Here is a 23,923-nt window from a genome sequence, read left to right as displayed (position 1 = left end):
TTAATTGTGTTTGTAAGGTGCCTATGGTATAAAGCGCGCCGCAAATTAGCAAATCGCTTTAGCTCATATTGCAGAACCTTTTGTTCTTATATAGAGATAATGTGTTGCTAATAGGCGGAATTTAAACAAAACACACATGTATCGACACATATTCCGGGGTGCTTTGCTCTGCACTGAACAACAGTCAGACCAAGGTCGGCATATGGGATACATGGAGGCTTAACCCCTTATACAGGAAAATTAAATCATGGCAAAAGTTTCTATGCGCGACATGCTCCAGGCGGGCGTGCACTTCGGTCACCAAACCCGTTACTGGAATCCAAAAATGAAACCATTCATTTTCGGTGCGCGTAACAAGGTACATATCATCAACCTGGAACAGACTGTTCCTATGATGAACGATGCATTGGCATTCATTCAACAAGTAGCAGCGAAAAAGGGCAAAATCCTGTTCGTTGGTACTAAGCGTGCTGCCTCTGAAGCGATCAAAGAAGCGGCAAGCAAGGTTGACCAGTTTTATGTAAACCACCGCTGGTTAGGCGGTATGTTAACTAACTGGAAAACTGTGCGTCAGTCTATCAAGCGTTTAAAAGATTTGGAATCGCAAAGCCAGGACGGTACTTTCGACAAGCTGACCAAAAAAGAAGCTTTAGACCGTACTCGTGAAATGGACAAGCTGGAAAAGAGCTTAGGCGGCATTAAAGACATGGGCGGCTTGCCAGACGTGCTGTTCGTGATCGACGCTGACCATGAACACATTGCGATCAAAGAAGCTAACAACCTGGGTATCCCAGTTGTATCTATCGTTGATACCAACTCTGATCCAAAAGGCGTTGACTATGTAGTTCCAGGTAACGATGACGCGATCCGCGCTATCCAGTTATATCTGGCTGCTGTAGGTCAGGCTATCCTGGAAGGTCGTGACAAAAACATCGAAGTACAGGCAGAAGCCGAAGCTTTCGTTGAAGCAGAGTAATTTCTCTGTCATTAGCGCAGGCTAAGCTTGCGCTAACTCAGTGCAAAATTGCGACAGGGGCCAAGGCCCCTGTTTGTCCAACCAGAATTAATACGAGGAAGCTCCCATGGCTGTAACTGCCGCTTTAGTTAAAGAACTTCGCGAGCGCACTGGCGCTGGCATGATGGATTGTAAAAAAGCATTGGAAGAAACTGCAGGCGATATTGAAGCCGCAATTGATGCCATGCGTAAAAGTGGTTTGGCCAAAGCTGCCAAGAAAGCAGGCCGTATCGCCGCTGAAGGTACTATTATCACTCGCGTAGCCAATGGCTTAGGCTTGGCTATCGAATTTAACTGTGAAACAGACTTCGTTGCTCGTGATGTTAGCTTCTTAGCCTTCGCTAACGCGGTTGCTGATTTAGCCCATGCAAACAAGCTGTTCACGGCAGAAGCTATTTTAGCCGCTGATTTAAACGGTACTTCAGTTGAAGATACCCGCGCTACTTTGGTTGCAAAAATTGGTGAAAACATCAACGTACGCCGTGCTGCAGTAGTTGAAGGTGCGGTTATCGGCCAATACGTGCACTCTGGCCGCATTGGTGTTTTAGCTGTTCTGGACGGTGCTAACGAAGACGTTGCCAAAGATGTTGCTATGCACATCGCTGCAAACAACCCTGGCTTCTTAACACCAGACGACGTTCCAGCTGATGTGGTTGAGCGTGAGCGCGTGATTCAAATTGATATCGCCGTTAACTCTGGTAAGCCACAAGAAATCGCTGAGAAGATGGTTGCCGGCCGTATGAGCAAGTTCACTGGTGAAGTGAGTTTAACTGGCCAGCCATTCGTGAAAGACCCATCAGTTTCTGTTGGTGACTTCCTGAAGCAGCACAGTGCAAAGGCGGTTTCTTTCATTCGCTTAGAAGTAGGTGAAGGTATCGAGAAGAAAGAAGAAGACTTCGCAGCTGAAGTTGCTGCGCAAATCGCGGCAGCGAAGAAGTAATTTATTCTTCTGCCTGACGGCAAAACCCGCTAGAATAACCGCGGCTTCAGGTCTTAACGACTTGGCCGCGGTTTTTTTTACCCGCAATACTCCTAATTAATCACGCACTATGGGGATGTCATGAGCACGAATCCAAAACCTACCTACCGCAGGATCTTATTAAAACTCAGTGGCGAAGCGCTAATGGGCGATGAAGGCTTTGGCATTGACCCAAAAGTGCTGGACAGAATGGCGCAAGAAATCAAAGAATTGGTTGAGCTGGGTGTGCAAGTAGGTATCGTTATCGGCGGTGGTAATATCTTTCGCGGTGAAGGCTTAGCCAAAGCCGGCATGAACCGTGTAGTGGGTGACCATATGGGTATGTTAGCCACAGTAATGAACGGCTTGGCGATGCGTGATGCACTGCACCGTGCCTATGTTAATGCCCGTATGATGAGTGCTATTCCATTAAACGGTGTGTGTGATAACTACAGCTGGGCCGAAGCGATTAGCTTGTTGAAATCCGGTCGGGTGGTTATTTTCTCTGCCGGTACCGGTAACCCATTTTTTACCACTGATTCTGCAGCCTGCTTACGCGGCATTGAAATTGAAGCTGATGCCGTTTTAAAAGGCACCAAGGTAGATGGTGTATTTTCAGCGGATCCGGTAAAAGACCCTACTGCCACGTTATATCACCAATTAACCTATAACGAAGTGTTAGATAAAGAATTAAAGGTGATGGATTTAGCGGCGTTTACGCTGGCACGAGACCACAACTTACAAATTCGCGTGTTTAATATGAACACAGCTGGTGCATTGAAACGGGTGATTATGGGCGAACAGGAAGGCACAGTCATCGACCACGCGGAAAATTTACAGTAAACTAGCCCGCTTAAGTACAGTTTCATGCAACAGTAGTAACGAATAAACAAGGATACCGATCGTGATTGACGACATTATTAAAGACAGCAAAGTGCGGATGGAAAAAAGCGTAGATGCGTTAAGAAATCAGTTAACCAAAGTTCGAACCGGCCGGGCGCATCCCAGTTTATTAGACGGCATTATGGTGTCTTATTATGGCGCCGATACACCACTGCGCCAGGTAGCTAACGTTTCTATTGACGATGCCCGTACCTTAGCCATCACCGTATTTGATAAAAGCCTTACTGCGGCCGTTGAAAAAGCCATTATGGCATCAGATTTGGGTTTAAACCCGATGTCGGCAGGTACCGTTATTCGTGTACCCTTGCCAGCACTTACCGAAGAGCGGCGTAAAAGCCTGGTGAAATTGGTTCGCGGTGAAGCTGAAAATGGCCGTGTTGCGGTGCGCAACATCCGCCGCGATGCCAATGCAGACTTAAAAACATTGCAAAAAGATAAAGAAATTAGTGAAGATGATGAGCGTCGTGCTACCGACGAGATCCAAAAAATTACCGATGTTTTCGTGAAAAAAATTGATGAAGTCCTGGCCGAAAAAGAAAAGGAATTAATGGAAGTATAATTTACGCTTCTGTTTACCAATCAGCGTCGTGACGCTTGGGCATTACGGCGCTTTTTTCTACATGATGGTTTATTTTTTGCCGCAGCCCGAGCAGCAAGCTCGTTGCAACTCAGCTTAAGGACAGGTCTTACGTTATGACTGCACAGGAGCAGCTCAAACCGCAGAATCTGCCACAACATGTGGCAATTATCATGGATGGCAATGGCCGCTGGGCACAGCGCCAGGGTAAGCCACGGGTTTGGGGTCATAAAAAAGGTGTCGAGGCTGTGCGGCGTAGTGTCAGTTTTTGTCGTGAGTTGGGCATTAAGTCTTTAACATTGTTTGCGTTTAGCAGTGAAAACTGGCGCCGGCCGGAAGATGAAGTTTCTACGTTAATGCAGTTGTTTTTGATGGTATTGCAAAGCGAAGTAAAAGCCTTGCATAAACATAATGTGCGGTTAAAAATTGTCGGCGATTTAACCGCATTTAGCGATAAACTCAGACTGAAAATTGCTGAAGCTGAGCAACTAACCGCGCAAAACGACGCTATGACGTTGAATATAGCTGCCAACTACGGCGGGCGCTGGGATATTGTTAATGCCGCCAAAGTTATCGCGCAACAAGTGCAGCAAGGCGTGGTAGTGCCTGATGACATTAACGAGCAGTTTTTTGCTCGCTTTACGCAAATGTATGACCAGCCAGAGCTGGATTTATTAATTCGTACTGGTGGTGACGTACGCATCAGTAATTTTTTATTATGGCAGGCGGCATACGCTGAGCTTTGGTTTACCGACACCTTATGGCCAGACTTTGATCAACAGGTGTTTTCAGAAGCGGTTGCAACCTTTGTCAACCGTGAGCGTCGTTTTGGTTGTACCGGTGAGCAAATCCGGCAACTGGCGGCCTTGGGTAAAGGATAACGAGATTGTTTAAACAACGGGTAATTACTGCGCTAATTTTAGCGCCACTGGCTTTAATGGCCGTATTTTATCTTTCACTGGCTGGTTTTGCGGTTTTTATTTCCGCTGCATTTTTGCTGGGTGCCTGGGAGTGGAGTGGTTTTTGCGGCTTGCCCGGTAAAGCAATGCGTACTGTCTATGTCGGCTTAACAGGTATTATTTTTGCCGTATTGTACTGGCAGTTACCAGTGCAAGCTGTCTGGCCGATTGAAGATAATGTGTTGCTGAGTAGTTTATTGCTCGCTGGCGTAAGCTGGTGGTTGCTGGCTATTGTGCTGGTGTTAACTTACCCGCGTAGTAAGAGGCTTTGGGCCAACAGCGACTGGGCCAAGGCGTTAATGGGTTGGGCAACCTTAATCCCGGCTTGGGCGGCAGTATTGTTTATCCGATCTACTGATTATACCGCGTCCAACTTCACCGGCGCCTGGCTGATTTTCGCGCTGCTGGGTTTAGTATGGGCAGCCGACATAGGCGGTTATATTGTTGGCAAGCCCTTTGGCAAACACAAATTGCTACCCAACGTTAGCCCCGGAAAAACTGTCGAAGGCATGTTGGGCGGGCTAGCGTTAGTGGGTATTGTAGTAACGGTGGTGGCAGCATTGCAGGATTGGCCATCACAGACCGTGGTTTGGTATATCGCCGCATTTCTACTCACAGTGTTATCGGTATTTGGTGACTTAACTGAGAGTATGTTCAAACGCGCGGCAGGTATTAAAGACAGCGGGATATTTTTGCCCGGGCATGGCGGCATTTTAGACCGCATTGATAGTTTAACGGCCACTGCGCCGTTGTTTGCTATCATCGTTGCACTTTTTAGCGGCTTTTATTGATGCGTCAGGTTGTTATCCTGGGATCAACGGGGTCTATTGGCGTAAGTACGTTATCGGTGCTGGCTGCGCACCCCTTGCACTATCAAGTGTTGGCTTTAACTGCTGCAACGCAAAGTGACAAGCTGTTGCAACAATGTTTAGCGGTTCAACCGCGTTATGCGGCGATGTTGGATACCAAGGCTGCAGCACAACTAGCTGTTGCGTTGAAGCAAGCGGGCAGTCGTACCGAAGTTCTTGCTGGTATTGATGGTCTTTGTCAGTTGGCGGCGCATCCGGATGCGGATATTGTCATGGCAGCAATTGTCGGTTCCGCTGGTTTACTGCCTACTCTGGCTGCAGTAGAGCAAGGCAAAACGGTGTTGTTAGCCAATAAAGAAGCGCTGGTGATGAGCGGCGAGCTGTTTATCAATAAAGTAAAGCAGCATGGTGCAACGTTATTACCAATTGATAGTGAGCACAATGCGATATTTCAGTGTTTGCCTGCTCCGTTGCAGCAACATACCCATGATCAGCAGCTCAGTGATTATGGTATCAGCAAGTTGCTACTAACTGGCAGCGGCGGTCCTTTCTTGTGTACACCCTTGTCGGCGTTTGATGCCATTACGCCAGAACAGGCGGTTGCACACCCGAACTGGAGTATGGGGCATAAAATATCTGTAGATAGTGCCACCATGATGAACAAAGGTTTGGAGTTTATCGAAGCGCGCTGGTTGTTTAACTGCCTGGCAGACGATATTGAGGTGGTTATCCACCCGCAAAGTATTATCCATTCAATGGTGCAATATACGGATGGCTCAGTATTAGCACAGCTTGGTCAGCCAGACATGCGGACGCCGATTGCCCATGCGCTGGCATTTCCGCAGCGAATGGCCAGCCCGGTAGCACCACTTAATTTTAAGCAATTGCGCGATTTTAGTTTTACCGAACCAGAGCCGCAGCGCTACCCCAACTTATATCTGGCCATGCAGGCTTGTAAGCATGGCCAAGGTGCCACTACCGCACTTAATGCCGCTAACGAAATTGCTGTTAGTGCGTTTTTGCGTCAGCAAATCCGTTTTACCGATATAGCCAAAATAAATGCCCTTAGCCTTGATCATTTTGCCAGCTTTCGTGTCAGTGCGCTGGATGATATATTGGCGCTCGATTTAGAAGCGCGCAGTTACGCGCAGATACAGCTAAGGAAACTAGCCTAATGTCGGCTGTAATTTGGAATTTACTCTCGTTTATCGTTGCACTTGGGGTGTTGATCACCGTGCACGAATTTGGCCACTTTTGGGTGGCGCGTAAAAACGGCGTATTGGTAAAACGTTTTTCAATAGGCTTTGGTAAAGCGTTAGTAAGTTGGCGTGATAAGCAAGGCACTGAGTTTGTCATTGCCGCTATTCCATTGGGCGGTTATGTGCGCATGCTGGATGAGCGAGTGGATCCGGTGCTGCCGCAATTTAAAGATTTAGCCTTCAACCATAAAACGGTTTGGCAGCGTATGGCAATTATTGCTGCCGGCCCAGTGGCAAATTTTATTTTCGCGGTGTTTGCCTTGTGGTTAATGTATTTACTCGGTGTACAAACTATGCGGCCGGTTATCGCTGATGTTACGCCTGGGTCTATCGCAGCTGTGGCGGGTATGCCTGCTCAGCAACAGATTATTTCTGTTAACCAGCACCAGGCAACAGACGCCAGCAGCGTAAACCTGTTGTTGGTGGAACAAATTGGTAGTAGCAGCATTACGCTGGGCCTGCAGGATATGCAAACTCAGCGTCAAACCACAATTGTGCTTAATACCGCAGATTGGCAATTTGACCCGGAAGCGCAGACAGTGTTTGATAGCCTGGGGCTTAATTTAGCACGACCAAAAGCCTTAACAGAAGTCGCACACATCGCCGCTGGTTCAGCAGCAGAACAAGCGGGATTGCTGGTACACGATAAAATTTTACGTATTGATGGCACAGCTATCTCTAGTTGGACGCAGTTGCAGGATGTGATCAGTAATGCGGCAGAGCAGCCGCTACTATTTGATATAGAGCGCGATGGACGACAAGTTACTTTGAGCGCTACACCAAAGCTTATCGTCAACGATGATGGCTTTTCTCAGGGCGTGCTTGGTGTAACACCAAAAGTTAGTGATTGGCCCCCTGGTGTGCTTTACACGCAAAAATATGGCGCAGTTGATGCTGTCGCTGCCGGTATTAGCCATACCTGGCAGTTTACCCGCTTAAGCTTTTCCATGATTGCAAAGCTGGTTATGGGTGATGTGTCAGTTAAGCATCTGAGCGGACCAATTGCTATTGCTCAGGGAGCGGGTACTACAGCCAGTATGGGTTTGGTGGCTTTTTTATCGTTTTTGGCCCTGATAAGTGTTAACTTAGGCGTGATAAATTTATTGCCACTTCCGGTGCTGGATGGTGGCCACTTAATGTATATGTTGGTGGAACTAATACGTGGCAAACCTGTCTCTGAAAAGACGCAGGAAGTAGGGTTCCGGTTCGGAGCGCTGGTTCTGCTGATGTTGATGGGAATTGCGCTGCTCAACGATATTTCTCGTTTGTAAATAACTAATCATAAGTAGTTCAAATAATGACAATTAAACGATTAGTAGCTGCGATGCTGCTTGCTTCGGCAAGCAACTCGGTGCTCGCTGAAGAATCATTTACGGTTCAGGATATTCAGGTCGAAGGCCTGCAACGTGTGGCACTGGGTGCAGCGTTGAACAATTTGCCATTTAACGTTGGCGATACCGTGACGGACTACACCTTGTCACGCAGTATTCGCACCTTGTACGGCGCCGGTCATTTTGATGACATTAAGGTGCTGCGCAACGGCAACACGGTAATTTATCGTTTGCGCGAGCGGCCAACTATCAATGCGATAGAGTTTGATGGCAATAAAGACGTGAAAGAGGAACAGTTAAACCAGAGTTTGGCCGATAACAGCATTGAAGTGGGCGAGCCGCTGGATAAAACTATTCTTAAAAGTATTGAAAATGGCTTAACCGAGTTTTACCACGGCGTGGGTAAGTACCAGGCTGAGGTTGAGATTGAAGTGACGTATTTACCTCGTAATCGTGTCAATCTGAAACTTAAGTTTGAAGAAGGTGATGCAGCGTCGATCCGCCAAATTAATATAGTCGGTAACAAGCTTTTTTCTGATGAAGAGCTGCTTAAGGATATTGAGTCACAACAAGATTTGCCCTGGTGGCGCTTTATGTCGTCTGACCGGTATCAAAAACAGACGCTACAGGGCGATATCGAAAAAATTACCAGCTATTACCTCGACCGTGGCTATTTGCGGTTTGATATAAAATCATCACAGGTTTCTGTCAGTCCGGATAAAGAATCAGTGTACGTCACCTTAAACGTATCAGAGGGTGAAAAGTACACTATTAGTGGCGTGAAATTTGTCGGCGATCTGATAGATCAGGATGAGTTTATCCGCCAGATCCTGCCATTAAAAGATGGCGAGTTGTACAATGGCGCGCTGGTAACCTATACCGAAGAAAGTATTGCTAAGTTATTGGCCCGTTTTGGCTATGCCAATTCCAAAGTCCGCACTATTCCTCAAATAAATGACGACACCAAAGAAGTTGAATTAACCATCAGTGTCGACCCGGGTAAGCGGGTTTATGTCCGGCGTATTAATGTTGCCGGTAATGCCAACACTAAAGATGAAGTGTTTCGCCGTGAGTTTCGACAGATGGAAGGCGCCTGGTTATCAAATGACTCGCTGGAATTGTCAAAACAACGTATCCAGCGTTTGCCCTATATCGAGTCTGTTGAGTTTGAAACCACGCCAGTGGCAGGTGTCGATGATCAGGTAGATATCGGCTTCAATGTAAAAGAGCAGCCATCAGGTAGCTTTAACGCCGGTATTTCTTATGGTAATTACATGGGCCTGTCATTCCAAATTGGTGTGCAACAGGAAAACTTCTTTGGTAGCGGTAACAGTGCTGGTATTAGTTTAAATACTAACAAATATCAAAAATCAGTCAGCATGACCTATACCGACCCATACTATACGCTCGATGGTATTAGTTTGGGTGGACAGGTATTTTACTCTGATGTCGACTACAGCAGTGCGTCTTCAAACTTAGAAGCCTACAATCAACAGCGTTATGGTTTTGGTGCCAATATTGGTTATCCGATAAACGAGTACAACCGGCTTAATTTTGGCGCTAACTATGTCGTGAACAAGATCAACTCGATAAATGAATATGATCAGTTGCGTCATTTCCGGGCGGTGCTGGTAGATGCTGCTAACCCCGATGGTGGCTATAACTTCACCAACTATGAGTTATCGGCCAGTTGGATGAGAAGCACGTTAAACCGAGGTCTGTTCCCAACTGCGGGCCATTATTTTGGTGCCACGGTTAAAGCGACCACACCAAACTCTGATTTGTCTTATTACAAATTGATGTTTGAAGCGCGTAACTATATTCCGCTTAGTAATGACCATGCCTGGTCTTTCCTGTCCAGGTTGGAGCTTGGTTATGGTAATGGCTATGGCGATAAAAATGGCTATGACTACACCTTGCCATTTACCGAAAACTTTTATGCTGGTGGCGACAATATGCGCGGCTTTGAAAGCCGCATAATTGGCCCACATGCAATATTCCGTTATGCGCAGTCTGTGCCTGGGCTGCCTGATCCAAATTCGGGTACGGGCAATTTTCCAACTAACCCGAATAATGACAACTACCAGGTATCATTGCGCTCTATTGGCGGTAATGCCATGGCCATCGCTACGCTCGAGTTGATTACGCCGACGCCGTTTTTAAGCGACGAGTATCGCAACTCAGTGCGTACAAGTTTGTTTGTTGATGCCGGTAACGTTTGGGATACCGAATTTGACCTTGACCGCTATGCTTCGCTAACGCAAATTGTGTCTGCGCAGCGACAGCCCGGTTTAGTGGATTATTCAGATCCCGGTTTGATTCGAGCCACAGCTGGTGTATCGTTACAGTGGATTTCTCCGATGGGCCCACTGACATTTAGTTTGGCTAAAATCATCAAAAAGTATGAAGGTGATTTACAGGAAAACTTTAGCTTCAATATTGGTACCACTTTTTAGAAAATTGGTAAAACTATTACGTTTAGAACTATAGGAAAGAGAAGATGTTTAATAACAAGGTTGTAAAGTCTGCTGTATTGGTTATCGCCGGTGTATTACTAGCGGGTACTGTTGCTGCAAAGGAAATGAAAATCGCGTTTGTCGATGTACAGGCTGTAGCAGCAAAAATTCCACAATCTACTGCAATGCAAGAAACTATTAAGAACGAGTTCGCTCAGCGTATTGAAGCCGTTGGCAAGCTTGAAAAAGATATTACCTTCAACATCGAAAAACTGCGTCGCGATGGTCCAACAATGAGCGAAGCACAGCAAGAAGAATTAAAAACATCGGTAAATACACAACGCCAACAGTATGAGCAACTTGCTCGCCCGCTGGATGAAGAAATCCGCAACCGCCAGGCTGAAGAGCGCAACAAAGTTCTGGCGCTAATCAAAGCTGCTATCGACGTGGTGGCTGAGCGTGAAAAGTTTGACATGGTTTTGAACTCAGGCGCAGCAGTGTATGCAAAGCCAGAGTATGATATATCTGAAGCTGTGGTTGCACAGGTTAGTAAAGCAAAATAATGTCTGGATACACGTTAGCACATTTAGCTGAGCACTTAGGTGCTCAGCTAATCGGCGATGCTGCTTGCGGCATCGTTTCTATTGCTACGCTGGAACATGCCGGCGCAGGCCAAATTAGTTTTTTGTCTAACAGCAAATACCGCAAATACTTGTCGCAAACCACAGCCTCTGCCGTGCTGATTGGCGCTGATGATGCAGCTTTTGTCGCGCCGGGCGTTAACGCGTTAATTGTAAAAGACCCCTATGTTGCTTTTGCGCGTGTCGCGCAATTACTCGATACGACTCCCGCTTCTGCCATTGGCATTCATCCTACGGCTGTCATAGACGCCAGTGTACAACTTGGCACTAATGTGTCAGTGGGACCCAATGCGGTGATCAGCGCTGGTGTGGTGTTGGGCAACAATGTGCAAATTGGTGCGGGATGCTTTATCGGTGAGCAAGCTATTATTGGCCAGAATACCAGACTGTGGGCTAATGTTACTATTTATCACCGGGTAGAACTGGGCAATAACTGTATTGTTCACAGCGCCGCAGTAGTGGGCTCAGACGGTTTCGGCTTTGCTAATGAGCGCGGTAACTGGCTAAAGATCCCTCAAACGGGCACTGTTATTGTTGGCAACAATTGTGAAATTGGTGCAGCAACCACGATTGATCGTGGTGCTATTGAAAACACAGTCATCGGCGAAAATGTCATTATCGATAACCTGTGTCAAATCGCGCACAACGTGCAAATTGGTGACCATACCGCAATGGCTGCCTGCAGTGTCGTAGCGGGTAGCACTAAAATTGGACGTTACTGTATTATTGGTGGCGCAGTGTGTATTAATGGCCATATTGATATTTGTGATGGTGCGCAAATAACTGGTATGGCGATGGTGATGAAGCCTATCACCGAAAAAGGCGTATACTCATCAGGTATTCCTGCGACAGCAAACAATGAGTGGCGCAAAAATACGGCTAAACTCAGACAAATCGACCAACTTTACCAGCGTGTAAAGCAGCTGGAAGCTAAGCTGGCAACAGTAAACCTTTCATCTGACGCTGACCAATAGACAGAGGACAAGCCTTGGCTAACCAACTTAATATCCTGCAAGTGCAGGAAATTATGGCATTATTGCCACATCGTTACCCATTTTTGCTGATTGACCGGGTGTTGGATTTCACACCAGGTGAAAGCCTGACGGCGTTGAAGAATGTTACTATTAACGAACCCATTTTTACCGGCCATTTCCCTGGAATGCCTATTTTCCCTGGTGTACTGATTTTAGAAGCTCTGGCGCAGGCAACTGGTATTCTTGGCTTTAAAACAGTAACTGAGCGCTCTGAAAATGAGCTGTATCTGTTTGCTGCCATCGACGACGCCCGCTTTAAAAAACCGGTAGTACCGGGTGATACCATGATATTAGAAGTTAAGTTTTTAAAAGAGCGCCGCAACATGTGGAAGTTTTACGGCGAAGCAAAAGTGGAAGGCCAGATTGTCTGCTCGGCTGAGCTGATGTGTGCCAGAAGAGAACTATAACGTGATCCATCCAACTGCGGTAATCGAATCCAGTGCCAAAATTGGCAACAATGTTAAAGTAGGCCCGTTTTGTTATATCGGCCATGATGTCGTACTCGGCGACGATTGTATTCTTGAATCACATGTGGCGATAAAAGGCCCCAGTACTATTGGTAAGGCTAACCACTTTTTTCAGTTTGCCAGTATAGGCGAGGCCTGCCAGGACAAAAAATACCAAGGTGAAGCCACCCAACTGATCGTCGGCGATCACAACGTATTTCGTGAGGGCTGTTCTGTGCACCGGGGCACGGTGCAGGATCAGGGTAAAACCATAATTGGTAGCCACAACCTGTTTATGAACACCACACATGTTGCCCATGATGTCGTTATTGGCAACCACACTATTTTTGCCAGCGGCGCTCAAGCTGCAGGCCATGTTCACGTTGGTGACTGGGCCATTTTAGGCGGTATGACCGGTGTGCATCAATTTGTGCATATTGGTGCTCATGCCTTCTGTGGTGGCGGCTCTATCGTATTAAAAGACGTGCCACCGTACCTCATGGTGCACGGTGCGCCTTGCGTACCGGCGGGTATTAATAGCGAAGGCTTGAAACGTCGTGGTTTTAGCAGCGAGGCATTGCTGGAAATACGTCGTGCTTACAAGGAAGTGTATCGAAAAGGTCTGACCGTCGCCGAAGCCTTAGCTGCACTGCAAGATAAATCCAATGAGGTACCCGAGCTTAAACTGTTTACCGACTTTATCGCTAACGCCAGCCGGGGCATAGTGCGCTGATGCTGGCAAACACGCCGTTAAAAATTGCCATTATCGCCGGAGAACACTCCGGCGATATTTTAGGTGCCGACTTAATCGTCGCGTTAAAAGCTATGCATCCTGATGCAGTGTTCTATGGTATTGGCGGGCCGCGCATGCAGGCACTGGGCTTTAATGCTTTGTTTGATATGGAAGAGCTTTCGGTGATGGGCATCGTTGAAGTGCTCGGCCGTTTGCCGAGGCTGTTAAAAGTAAAGCGGGAGATTGTTGCCGCTTTGCTGGCGGATAAGCCCGATGTGTTTGTCGGCATAGATGCGCCAGATTTTAACCTGCCGGTAGAGTTAAATTTAAAGCAGGCCGGGATTAAGACGGTACATTATGTTAGCCCGTCGGTGTGGGCCTGGCGGCATAAGCGGATATTTAAAATCCAGGCAGCTACTAACATGGTATTATCGCTACTGCCGTTTGAAAAAGCCTTTTACGATAAATATCAGGTACCGTGCACCTTTGTTGGCCATACCATGGCCGATACCATGCCTTTGGATGTAGACAAAGCCGCTGCGAAAACAGCGTTGGGGTTAGACCCTTTACGGCCGGTGCTGGCGATTATGCCCGGTAGCCGTACCAATGAGATTAAACTGTTAGCCACAGATTTTTTGCTGGCTGCGACGCTGCTGCAACAGCAGTTACCACAGTTACAGTTTGTCACGAATATGGTTACCCCGGCCAAGGCTGCACAGTTCAATGCCATTAGACAGCAAGTGGCGCCACAGCTACAAATAACGCAATTTACCGGCCAGGCCCGCCAGGTATTACTGGCAGCCGATGCCACCTTTATCACGTCAGGCACGGCGACCTTAGAGGCGATGCTGGCGAAATGTTTAATGGTGGTGGCGTATCGTGCCAACTGGCTAACGTATCAGATAGGCCGGCGCTTAGTGAAGCTGGCACATTTTAGCCTGCCAAACTTACTTGCCGGGCGCGCGATGGTGCCAGAGTTGCTGCAGCATCAGGTTACCCCGAAAGCTTTAGTCGACGCGATGTTGCCACAACTTACTACTGAAACAAACGCACTGCTAACAGAGTACCAGGGTATTCATCAATCCATTAAATGCGATGCCAGTGTTAAAGCGGCACAGGCGATATTACAGGTAATTAAACATGATGCTGTACCAACGGCCGAGCGTTGAGCTGATTTGCGGGGTTGATGAAGTCGGCCGCGGGCCGCTAATTGGAGCCGTAGTTACTGCAGCGGTGATATTGGACCCGGCAAAACCAATTAGTGGTTTAACTGACTCAAAAAAACTCAGTGAGAAGCGCCGACTAGAACTAGCCGAACAAATAAAAGCACAGGCATTGTGCTGGGCACTGGGTCGGGCTGAACCCGAAGAAATTGATCATCTAAATATTTTACACGCCACTATGCTGGCAATGCGTCGTGCCGTTGCGGCCCTTAGCATTAAACCGCAGTGGGTATTAGTTGATGGCAACCGTACTACAGATTTTGGTCTGCCCACCAGTGCCGTCGTCAAAGGTGATTTACTGGTGCCAGAGATTAGTGCGGCTTCTATTTTGGCTAAAGTTGCGCGAGATGCCGAAATGCAAGCCCTGCATCAGGCTTTCCCGCAATTTGGCTTCGCCGCCCATAAAGGATACCCCACTGCTGCACATTTGGCTGCTATAGCGCAGTATGGTGTGTTAGCTCAGCACCGGCGCAGCTTTAAGCCGGTAAGGCTGGCGTTGGAGCAACGGGGCTTATGAGTCATCCTGGTTTTATTCATCTTCGGGTGCACAGTGACTTTTCCATGGTGGATGGTGTTGCCAAAGTAAAGCCGATTGTTAAAGCCGCGCAAAAGCTCAATATGCCGGCGCTGGCATTAACTGACCAAATGAATTTTTGTGGCCTGGTGCGGTTTTACAGCACCGCACATGACAGTGGCATTAAGCCGATTGTCGGCGTTGATTGTTTCGTACAGCATCCGTTATTTGCCAGCGAAAGCAGTCGTATGTTGTTATTGGCGGCTGACAATACCGGCTATCAGAATTTAAGTCAGCTAATTTCCAAAGCGTATCTGCGTGGTCATGTTGATGGCAAACCACAAATTGAACATGACTGGCTATCTGAGTATGCACAGGGCGTTATTATACTGTCTGGTGGTAAGGATGGCTTGTTAGGCAAAGCACTGCTAAAAGAAAACCAGCAGAGCATTAATGAGTTAGTCTCGTTTTATCAGCACCACTTCGCCAACCGATTTTATCTTGAGCTACAGCGCACCGGCAGGCCGGATGAAGAACTGTATATTCAAAAGGCCGTTACGCTGGCCGAGCAATATGATATGCCCGTTGTGGCCACTAACGAAGTGGTGTTTTTGCAGCCAGAGGATTTTCCGGCGCACGAAATTCGGGTAGCCATTCATGATGGCTTTACGCTGGATGACAAACGCCGGCCAAAAAACTATACCGACCAACAATATCTGAAATCCGAGCAAGAAATGCAGCAGCTATTTGCTGACTTGCCAGAAGCGCTGGAAAACTCAGTTGAAATTGCTAAACGTTGTAATGTTACGATTCGTTTAGGCGAATATTTTTTACCCGCGTTTCCTACCGGCGGTATGACTGATGCTGACTTTCTGGTACTGAAATCACGCGAAGGCCTGGAAGAGCGGCTAAGGCAATTGTTTCCAGACGAGGCGTTACGACAAGAAAAACGTCTTGGGTATGACGAACGCTTACAGATTGAGCTAGACGTCATAAACCAGATGGGCTTCCCTGGGTACTTCCTGGTAGTTATGGAGTTTATTCAGTGGTCGAAGGACAACGATATCCCGGTTGGACCAGGACGCGGCTCAGGTGCCGGCTCGCTGGTGGCCTATGCGCTTAAAATTACCGATCTGGATCCGTTGGAGTTTGATCTGCTGTTCGAGCGGTTTCTAAACCCTGAGCGGGTATCCATGCCCGATTTCGATGTCGATTTTTGTATGGATCGGCGCGATGAAGTTATCGATCATGTCGCCGACATGTATGGCCGTGAAGCCGTGTCACAAATTATCACCTTCGGCACCATGGCGGCCAAAGCGGTAATTCGTGATGTTGGCCGCGTACTTGGCCACCCTTATGGTTTTGTTGACCGTATTTCCAAGCTGATCCCTCCTACGCCGGGTATGACGTTAGAGCAGGCGTTTAAAGAAGAACCGCGCTTACCAGAGCTGTATGCACAGGATCAGGAAGTTAAAGATCTGATTGATATGGCGCGTCAGCTTGAAGGTGTTACCCGCAACGCTGGCAAACACGCTGGTGGTGTAGTGATCGCGCCAACCAAAATTACCGATTTTTCGCCATTGTACTGTGATGATGAAGGCAATAATCCGGTCACGCAGTTTGATAAAAACGACGTTGAATACGCCGGTTTGGTTAAATTTGACTTCTTAGGCCTGCGCACGCTGACTATTTTGCAGTGGGCAGTGAACATGGCTAATACCCGGCTGGCAAAAGAGGGTCGCCAGCCCATCGATATTAACAGTATTCCACTGGTTGATAGAAAGAGCTTCGACTTACTGCAAAAAGCCGATACCACCGCGGTATTCCAGCTCGAATCCCGCGGTATGAAAGACTTAATCCGCCGTCTGCAGCCGGACTGCTTCGAAGATATGATAGCCTTGGTAGCATTATTCCGACCCGGCCCGTTGCAGTCGGGCATGGTTGATAACTTTATCGACCGTAAACGCGGCCGCGAAGCTATATCGTACCCCGATGCCACCTGGCAGCATGATTCGTTGAAGCCGATATTAGAGCCTACTTACGGCATTATTCTGTATCAGGAACAGGTAATGCAGATAGCCCAGGTCTTGTCGGGTTACTCGCTCGGTGGCGCAGACTTACTGCGCCGTGCTATGGGTAAGAAAAAGCCCGAAGAAATGGCTAAGCAGCGCGACACCTTTCAAGAGGGCGCGGCTAAAAATGGTATTGATCCAGATCTGGCGATTAAGATTTTCGATTTGGTAGAAAAATTCGCCGGTTACGGCTTTAACAAATCGCATTCTGCCGCTTACGCGCTGGTGTCATATCAGACGCTATGGATGAAAGCGCATTATCCGGCTGAATTTATGGCTGCGGTAATGTCGGCTGATATGGACAACACCGACAAAATTGTCACCTTGGTGGACGAGTGCGAGCGCATGAAGCTTAAGCTTATTCCACCAGACGTGAATGCCGGCGTGTATAAGTTTACCGTTAACGAGCAAGGCCATATTGTCTATGGTATCGGTGCCATCAAAGGCGTAGGCGAGGGCCCGATTGAGGCGATACTGGAAGCGCGGAGTAAACATGGCAGCTTTAGTGATTTATTCGATTTTTGTGCCAAAGTCGATTTAAAGAAACTTAACCGACGCGTAATAGAAAAGCTGATTTTAGCCGGCGCCATGGACCGGCTTGGCCCGCACCGAGCGGCGCTGTCTGCTACCTTAGAAGAAGCGATGAAGGCGGCCGAGCAGCACGCTAAAGCCCAGGCGGTGGGGCAGGATGATTTGTTTGGTTTACTTAGCCCAGAGCCCGAGAATGCTGCTGCGGCGTTTAAACAGGTTGAGCCTTGGGCTGATGAAGTTTGGCTGGAGGGCGAACGTGAAACTTTGGGTTTATACCTAACCGGCCACCCAATTAACCGCTATCTGGATGAAATTCCACGTTATGTTAATTGCCGCTTGGTGGAGTTGCAGCCGACCCGAAAAGACCAAAGTGTCACCGTTGCCGGCCTGGTAGTGTCGGTGCGGGTGATGATCAATAAAAAAGGCCGGCGTTGGGCCATTGTCACGCTGGATGATAAATCGGCGCGGCTTGATGTACGGTTTTTTCCGGATCTGCTGGAAAGTTTCGAACAACAACTGCAAACAGACCGTATTTTGGTGATAACGGGACAGGTCAGCTTTGATGATTTTAACGGTGGCCTTACAATGACCGGCCGCGATGTCAGCGAAATTACTGCGGTGCGGGAAAAATCGCTTAGATCGTTGAATATCACTGTACAATCGCTGCAAATAGACCACAATTACCTGCAAAGATTGCAGCAGGTACTGGGTGAGTTTAAAGCAGGAACCGTGCCGGTAAAACTACGCTATCAACGCCAGGAAGGCGAAGTGATGCTGCAGTTGGGAACCCAATGGTGGGTAACGCCAGCCGACGCTTTGTTGCACCAGTTAAAGCAATTGGCGACAATAGAACTGGAATTTAATTAATTAGGTAGTGACAGTCAATGATGCTGAATTATTTAGAGTTTGAGCAGCCGATTGCTGAACTTGAAGCAAAAATAGACGAATTACGTAACGTCAGCCGCAATGGCGATTACGATTTGGGCCTGGAAGAAGAGATCAATAAACTAAAAGAAAAAAGCCTGGGTCTGACCAAAAAGATTTTCGCTGAGCTTGGTGCTTGGCAGGTTGCGCAGTTGGCGCGTCATCCACTGCGGCCGTATACGCTGGATTATATTCAGCATATGTTTACTGATTTCGACGACATGGCGGGCGATCGTACCTTTGCCAACGATCAGGCTATAGTTGGCGGTACAGCGCGGCTGGGTGATACGCCAGTGATGATTATCGGCCATCAGAAAGGCCGTGATACGCGCGAAAAAATTAAACGTAACTTTGGTATGCCGCGACCGGAAGGCTACCGCAAAGCACTGCGCCTGATGGAAATGGCCGAACGTTTTAACATGCCTATTGTTACCTTTATTGATACGCCGGGAGCCTACCCAGGCATTGGCGCGGAAGAGCGCGGCCAATCTGAAGCCATAGCACGTAATTTAAAAGTAATGGCCGGTCTTAAAGTACCAGTAATTTGTACCGTGATAGGTGAAGGTGGTTCAGGTGGCGCCCTGGCTATTGGCGTAGGCGACAAAGTGAATATGTTGCAATACAGTACCTACTCGGTAATTTCACCGGAGGGTTGCGCATCTATTCTGTGGAAAAGCGCAGAAAAGGCCCCCTTAGCGGCTGAGGCTATGGGTATTACTGCCGAGCGGATTAAAGAACTGAAGCTAATAGATGAAGTGATCCCTGAGCCATTAGGCGGCGCACATCGCTCTGCTGAGCAGATGGCGCAAACGCTGAAGCAAGCGTTACTGCGCGATTTAACCAAACTGCAAAAAATGAGTAGTAAAGAGTTGCTCGACGTGCGCTACAAACGCTTAATGTCTTACGGCTATTGTTAGCAGTTACGCCGGTGTACCAAGCCAGTGCCACTGCACTGGCTTTTTATTTTGTGTTAGTCTGCATACCTCTTACCAACCCTGATAATTTGCTTATGCTATGGCTGAATTGAGCCCACAATACCTGCTTGATACCTTAGCTCCGCTGGCAGATAACCAATTGGTGTTAGCGTTCAGTGGCGGGCTGGATTCTATGGTGCTACTGCACCTGTTGTCTCTGGCACAAAAACAGCACAGCTTTAGCCTGAAGGCGGTGTATATCAACCATGGTATTAGTGCGCACGCCAATCATTGGGCTGACTTTTGTAAGGCGCAATGTGATGCGCTGGGCGTGGCATTTGCCCAGCAAGCAGTGGTTATTACTGGCCAAAGTAATCTGGAGCAGAAGGCGCGCATAGCCCGCTATCAAGCGCTGGCGCAGTACGTTAGCACCGATAAGCACATGCTTCTCAGCGCGCACCATGCAGATGATCAAATAGAAAGCCTGCTGCTGGCGTTAAAGCGAGGTGCTGGCGGCGCCGGTTTAAGTGGCATCGCCGCTAAGCGACCATTTGCAGCTGGTATGCTGTGCCGGCCTTTATTGGTGTTTAGTCGCAGTGAGTTAGAACACTACGCTGTTGCGAATAAGCTAAGCTGGGTGAATGATGACAGCAACAGCGATTGCCGTTTTGAACGTAACTTTATCCGCCAGCACCTTACGCCCGTGATTAAGGCGCGCTGGCCGCAGTTTCAGCAAACGGCTACGCGCAGTATGCAGCACATAGCGCAACTGCAGCAATTAGCCGAGCATTATACGCGCCAGGCGTTAGCGCAATGTGTAAGTGATGCCGGACTCCTGTTACAGCCACTGGCGGAGTTACTGCCGTTGCAACAGGACTTAGTCTTACGTCAGTGGCTGGCAGATTTTGGGCTTAACCCTGAGACACAGTGGCTAACTACCTTGAAACAACAAGTAATAGCCGCACGTCCTGATGCTGAGCCGTTGTTAGTTTTGGCAGACTACCAACTGCGTCGTTTTGCTAACACCCTGTATGTATTGAAACCAATTGACGTGCAGACACCAACACAAACACTTACCTGGCAAGGCGAGCCTGAACTGGCGCTACCCGATGACTGTGGTTGTTTGTATATTAGTGCCACCAAGCAAGCCGATGCAATTGCTCTGTCGGCAACGCGCGGCCAGTGGGTATTTGGCCAGTTAAGCCGGCGTTTTAAACCTGCCGGTGCAGCGATGAGTAAACCTTTAAAGCAATGGTTTAAGCTGTGGCAGGTGCCTCCGTGGCAGCGGCTACGGGTACCGTTGTTGTTGGTCAATGGCGAGCTGGTTGCTGTGGCAGGCTATGCCAGTAGCACAGCACCGGAGCTGGCCACGGCATGGCTTCACTGGCAGCGTTAACAACCTAAGCTACTCGTACTGTGCTTTTTCCGGCTTCTTTTGCCGCATACAACGCACCGTCAGCGGCGCTGAACAAGTGTTTACGGTCTTGTTCGGTTGTTAATAGGGCCAAGCCAGCACTCGCAGTTACCTCATGTTGTTGGCAGAGGTAATGCTGGTTAATTGCGCGCACAGTGCGCCGGGCTATTAGTTCGGCGCTATCGGTATCCTGACCGGACAAAATAACAGCAAATTCGTCGCCACCAAAACGAAACAGGCTGTCAGTGGCACGCAAGGTATCGCGCAAACAATCTGCCACGGCCAGCAAAATGTCGTCACCGGCACTGTGGCCTGACACATCGTTAACCTGTTTAAAGTTATCCAAATCAATTAAAACAAGCGCACAAGGCTCGTTATTACGCCTGGCAAGTTGCACTGCTTTTTCGAAACTGTCGTCAAAAAAGCGTCGGTTACCCAACCCGGTTAGTGTGTCCTTTAGCGCCATCTGTTGTAACCGGCTTACCACCAAGGCGTTGCGTAACGCAAACAACCATTCGCTTTCCAGCAGTAGCAACTCGCGCTGGATCATGGGGGTAAACGCATGGTCACTGTGGTAAATAAGTTCGGCCAGACATTGCTGATTAAGTACTAATACACTTCGATGCTCATAATCGGCAAGTCTGGATCCGCTGGCGCTGAAATCGCCTACGGCTGTTTTCAAGGTTAATGATGACAGCGGCAAAACTTTGCCGCTAGCCATTGAGACAATATTTAGCTGTTGCTGAATATCTAATGTTGTCTGCAGCTGGCTTACCAGGCTTTGCTCAAGGCACTCTGGCAGGTCTTGCCAGTGTTGCAGTTTAGTCATTGCTGCATAGCTAGGTGCACTACTTAGCGCGACTTCGTGTACTAATAAGTATTCCATATTGCCACCCACAGAAGCTTTTTGTTAATAAAGCAAATAATGGGCCATTTTTAAATATATTTTAATTATCAATAGTTTAAAGTTTTATTGTCTTGCACTAGTCAAGGGTTTGACGAGCATCACGTTAGCTAAGACGGGTTAGCAGCCAGAAATTGCAGTATAGCGTCCATCTGTGCCATGGCGTCGTCGTAGCCAAGTTCAATCAGGCGGCGGGTATAGCGCTGTTCAAACAGTAAATAACTGGCCAGGCTGGAGTCGGAATGCTGACGAATGCCGGTTAGTCTTAACATGGTGCGCACAGCCATAGGCAGTGAAAGAAAATGTTCACTGGCGATTTGGCCAAAGTTCTGGCTGGGGTTAATGATCAGGCTCTGCACCGGTTTTAAATCTGTTTTTATGCCATATTGTTGCATCGTACTAATAGTATTGTTCACCCGTTGCATACGCTCCAAGTCGGAATTCAAGCTATCAGTAAATACCGTATCGAGCAAATGACCCGCAATTGTAGCCAGATCTGGGTGGTGTAACATGCGTTGGTTTTGCTCGTTTTTACGCGGATCAGCCAAACCGATGATTAAAATTTTATCGGCCCCCAGGTGAATTGGCGCGCTAAGCGGTGCTAGCTGATTAACGGAACCATCGCCAAAATATTGCTGATGGATACGTACCGACGGGAACACTAGCGGAATGGCTGCGGAGGCCATTAAATGATGCACCCCCAACAGGGTGCGCTGGCCGCAACGTTTAGCGCGGCGCCACTCCTGCGCATTATCTGATTGAAAAAAGGTGATTGAATCACCGTTATTGTAGCAGGAGGCGGTAACGGACACGCTGGATAAATAGCCACCGAGAATGTTGCGGTCAATACGTTTTAAATCTAATACTTTGCTCAGCATTTGCTTTAGTGGCTTATTATCAAACAAGCTGACAGCATGCTTGTTGGCATAATCGGCTTGAAAAGCGCTGAACATACCACGCAACAATTGGCGGAAAACTCTAGGGTAGTCAGAGTAATATACCTGGTCGGTATGGAAGTGCCGCCAGATCCATTCCAATTTTTTTACCCCTAAATGAAAACAGGAGGCATAACAGGCCATCGCTACACCGTTCATCGCGCCGGCTGAGGTGCCGCTGATTATTTGAAACGGCAATTTGCTACTACGCGGATACTGTTGCGCTATCGCTTTTAACACGCCAACCTGATAGGCGGCGCGTGCACCCCCTCCGGTTAATAACAGTGCCGTTTTTGCACCGGCTTTAGCATCTGCTTCAGGCATAGGAAGTTGAACTTTTTCCAGACATCAGGCTCATTGCTTAGTATATTGGCGAAATAAATTCAGAATGCAACGCTTAATATCGTTGTCGGGCAAGAACAGGAGTACAGCTGTAATGAGTGAACAAAAATCAAACAATAACCAGCAGTTATATTATGCCGGTATCGCGGTTGTAGGGCTGGTTGTCCTGATTGCCTTATGGTTTCTGCTGGGTAAAGCACCGCAGCAAGAGCCGGTAAAACCGACAGCGCCGGTCATAGTGGCAGAACCGGTAGAGACGCATGTAGCAGCATTGCCAGCAGAAACAGCGTTGGCAACCGAGCCGCCAGAGTTGCAAACCACTGCAACGCCAAGCGAGGAAATAGCCGAGCTAGTAGTAGCGGAGCCTGCGTTACCGGTATTGGATGAATCTGATCCTGAGGTGAAGCAGCGATTACTGGCACTGGACTGGCGCGCTGGGTTGGCCGGGCTCTTTGTTACCGAAGATATGCTGCGTAATTTTGCTGTACAGATTGATAATATTGCTCAGGGCCAGCTTGCGGCGGCTCACCCGTTACTGCAACCGTTAGAGCAAACTTTTCGTGCGGCTGACGCCGACGATATGCAGCTTGATAGCCGCAGTTTTTCCCGGTATCAGCCATATATTCAGTTGCTGGAGAGCGTGCCACCACAGCAGTTAGTACAGTTGTTTAACCGCTATGAGCCACTATTACAGCAATCTTATGCCGAGCAGGGATATCCTGATCAGCTGTTTAAAAACACCTTGATCGCTGCTATCGATTTATTGTTAGCGACACCGGAAGTCGACTATCCACTGGCGTTAGCCCGCCCGTCAGTGGTTTATATTTTTGCTGATCCGGCTATTGAGCAATTACCGGCAGCGCAAAAGCAAATGATCCGCTTAGGACCGGATAACCAAAGAAAAGTCAAAGCGTTGCTTCAACGATATCGAGCAGCGTTACTCGCCACACCCTAACTTGGCGCTAGGCGAGTTTGCGCTTAAGGCTGTCGGCAACACAGTCTGTTTATTGTGTTGATAAAAATGGCTGG

The 23,923-nt window shown here is 48.1% G+C and carries 21 protein-coding genes; 19 read left to right on the top strand and 2 right to left on the bottom strand.

Features of this window, described 5'->3' with window-relative positions; translation table 11 throughout:
• Nucleotides 1-247: 247 nt before the first annotated feature.
• The 18 genes from rpsB (at nt 248) to tilS (ending at nt 20,695) form a co-directional block, all read left to right on the top strand.
• Nucleotides 248-976: a 30S ribosomal protein S2 gene (rpsB, locus tag I4W93_RS14685; RefSeq protein WP_205312317.1), complete on the top strand. Its 729-nt coding sequence runs from the start codon at nt 248-250 to the stop codon at nt 974-976.
• A 106-nt stretch (nt 977-1,082) separates the two neighbouring features.
• Nucleotides 1,083-1,955, top strand: a complete 873-nt coding sequence (gene tsf, locus I4W93_RS14680; RefSeq protein ID WP_205312316.1) for a translation elongation factor Ts — start codon at nt 1,083-1,085, stop codon at nt 1,953-1,955.
• Between the two features lie 120 nt (nt 1,956-2,075).
• Nucleotides 2,076-2,816, top strand: coding sequence for a UMP kinase (gene pyrH, locus I4W93_RS14675; RefSeq protein ID WP_205312315.1), 741 nt, complete (start codon nt 2,076-2,078; stop codon nt 2,814-2,816).
• Nucleotides 2,817-2,877: 61 nt separating this feature from the next.
• The gene (gene frr, locus I4W93_RS14670) at nt 2,878-3,435 is read left to right on the top strand and encodes a ribosome recycling factor (protein ID WP_205312314.1); all 558 of its coding nucleotides are present in this window, start codon (nt 2,878-2,880) and stop codon (nt 3,433-3,435) included.
• 134 nt (nt 3,436-3,569) lie between these two features.
• On the top strand, nt 3,570-4,334 hold the full coding sequence (uppS, locus tag I4W93_RS14665) for a polyprenyl diphosphate synthase (RefSeq protein ID WP_205312313.1): 765 nt from the start codon (nt 3,570-3,572) through the stop codon (nt 4,332-4,334).
• Nucleotides 4,335-4,339: 5 nt separating this feature from the next.
• The gene (locus I4W93_RS14660) at nt 4,340-5,203 is read left to right on the top strand and encodes a phosphatidate cytidylyltransferase (RefSeq protein ID WP_205312312.1); all 864 of its coding nucleotides are present in this window, start codon (nt 4,340-4,342) and stop codon (nt 5,201-5,203) included.
• On the top strand, nt 5,203-6,396 hold the full coding sequence (ispC, locus tag I4W93_RS14655; protein WP_205312311.1) for a 1-deoxy-D-xylulose-5-phosphate reductoisomerase: 1,194 nt from the start codon (nt 5,203-5,205) through the stop codon (nt 6,394-6,396). Before I4W93_RS14660 ends, ispC begins: the two co-directional genes overlap by 1 nt.
• A complete protein-coding gene (rseP, locus tag I4W93_RS14650) occupies nt 6,396-7,751 on the top strand; it encodes a sigma E protease regulator RseP (RefSeq protein WP_205312310.1) in 1,356 nt (451 codons plus the stop codon). Before ispC ends, rseP begins: the two co-directional genes overlap by 1 nt.
• A gap of 26 nt (nt 7,752-7,777) precedes the next feature.
• Nucleotides 7,778-10,267: an outer membrane protein assembly factor BamA gene (bamA, locus tag I4W93_RS14645; protein WP_224673470.1), complete on the top strand. Its 2,490-nt coding sequence runs from the start codon at nt 7,778-7,780 to the stop codon at nt 10,265-10,267.
• A 44-nt stretch (nt 10,268-10,311) separates the two neighbouring features.
• Nucleotides 10,312-10,830, top strand: a complete 519-nt coding sequence (locus I4W93_RS14640; protein WP_205312309.1) for an OmpH/Skp family outer membrane protein — start codon at nt 10,312-10,314, stop codon at nt 10,828-10,830.
• Nucleotides 10,830-11,882 (top strand): UDP-3-O-(3-hydroxymyristoyl)glucosamine N-acyltransferase, encoded by a 1,053-nt coding sequence (gene lpxD, locus I4W93_RS14635; RefSeq protein WP_205312308.1) that lies wholly within the window; start codon nt 10,830-10,832, stop codon nt 11,880-11,882. The genes I4W93_RS14640 and lpxD overlap by 1 nt, the downstream gene beginning before the upstream one ends.
• Nucleotides 11,883-11,896: 14 nt before the next feature.
• On the top strand, nt 11,897-12,349 hold the full coding sequence (gene fabZ, locus I4W93_RS14630) for a 3-hydroxyacyl-ACP dehydratase FabZ (protein WP_205312307.1): 453 nt from the start codon (nt 11,897-11,899) through the stop codon (nt 12,347-12,349).
• Complete coding sequence (gene lpxA / locus I4W93_RS14625; protein WP_205312306.1) at nt 12,330-13,121, top strand: acyl-ACP--UDP-N-acetylglucosamine O-acyltransferase; 792 nt, start codon at nt 12,330-12,332, stop codon at nt 13,119-13,121. Before fabZ ends, lpxA begins: the two co-directional genes overlap by 20 nt.
• Entirely contained in the window at nt 13,121-14,290 is a 1,170-nt protein-coding gene (lpxB, locus tag I4W93_RS14620) for a lipid-A-disaccharide synthase (RefSeq protein ID WP_205312305.1), read from the top strand. Before lpxA ends, lpxB begins: the two co-directional genes overlap by 1 nt.
• Entirely contained in the window at nt 14,262-14,861 is a 600-nt protein-coding gene (gene rnhB, locus I4W93_RS14615; RefSeq protein ID WP_205312304.1) for a ribonuclease HII, read from the top strand. The genes lpxB and rnhB overlap by 29 nt, the downstream gene beginning before the upstream one ends.
• Nucleotides 14,858-18,328 carry a DNA polymerase III subunit alpha gene (gene dnaE, locus I4W93_RS14610; protein WP_205312303.1) on the top strand — a complete coding sequence of 1,157 codons (3,471 nt, stop codon included), beginning with the start codon at nt 14,858-14,860 and terminating at the stop codon, nt 18,326-18,328. Before rnhB ends, dnaE begins: the two co-directional genes overlap by 4 nt.
• A 17-nt stretch (nt 18,329-18,345) precedes the next feature.
• Entirely contained in the window at nt 18,346-19,302 is a 957-nt protein-coding gene (gene accA, locus I4W93_RS14605) for an acetyl-CoA carboxylase carboxyl transferase subunit alpha (RefSeq protein WP_205312302.1), read from the top strand.
• Between the two features lie 97 nt (nt 19,303-19,399).
• A complete protein-coding gene (gene tilS / locus I4W93_RS14600; RefSeq protein ID WP_205312301.1) occupies nt 19,400-20,695 on the top strand; it encodes a tRNA lysidine(34) synthetase TilS in 1,296 nt (431 codons plus the stop codon).
• 4 nt (nt 20,696-20,699) lie between these two features.
• Here tilS and I4W93_RS14595 read toward each other — a convergent pair whose 3' ends face one another.
• Nucleotides 20,700-21,599, bottom strand: coding sequence for a GGDEF domain-containing protein (locus I4W93_RS14595; RefSeq protein ID WP_205312300.1), 900 nt, complete (start codon nt 21,597-21,599; stop codon nt 20,700-20,702).
• Nucleotides 21,600-21,727: 128 nt separating this feature from the next.
• Nucleotides 21,728-22,876, bottom strand: a complete 1,149-nt coding sequence (locus tag I4W93_RS14590; RefSeq protein WP_205312299.1) for a patatin-like phospholipase family protein — start codon at nt 22,874-22,876, stop codon at nt 21,728-21,730.
• Nucleotides 22,877-22,988: 112 nt separating this feature from the next.
• Between I4W93_RS14590 and I4W93_RS14585 the strand changes: the two genes are divergently transcribed.
• Nucleotides 22,989-23,849 carry a DUF3014 domain-containing protein gene (locus tag I4W93_RS14585; protein WP_205312298.1) on the top strand — a complete coding sequence of 287 codons (861 nt, stop codon included), beginning with the start codon at nt 22,989-22,991 and terminating at the stop codon, nt 23,847-23,849.
• Nucleotides 23,850-23,923: the final 74 nt, after the last annotated feature.

Origin of the sequence: Rheinheimera maricola (assembly GCF_016918075.2) — a bacterium.
Taxonomy (GTDB): Bacteria; Pseudomonadota; Gammaproteobacteria; order Enterobacterales; family Alteromonadaceae; genus Alishewanella; species Alishewanella maricola_A.
This window is presented reverse-complemented; position numbering and strand designations above follow the sequence as displayed.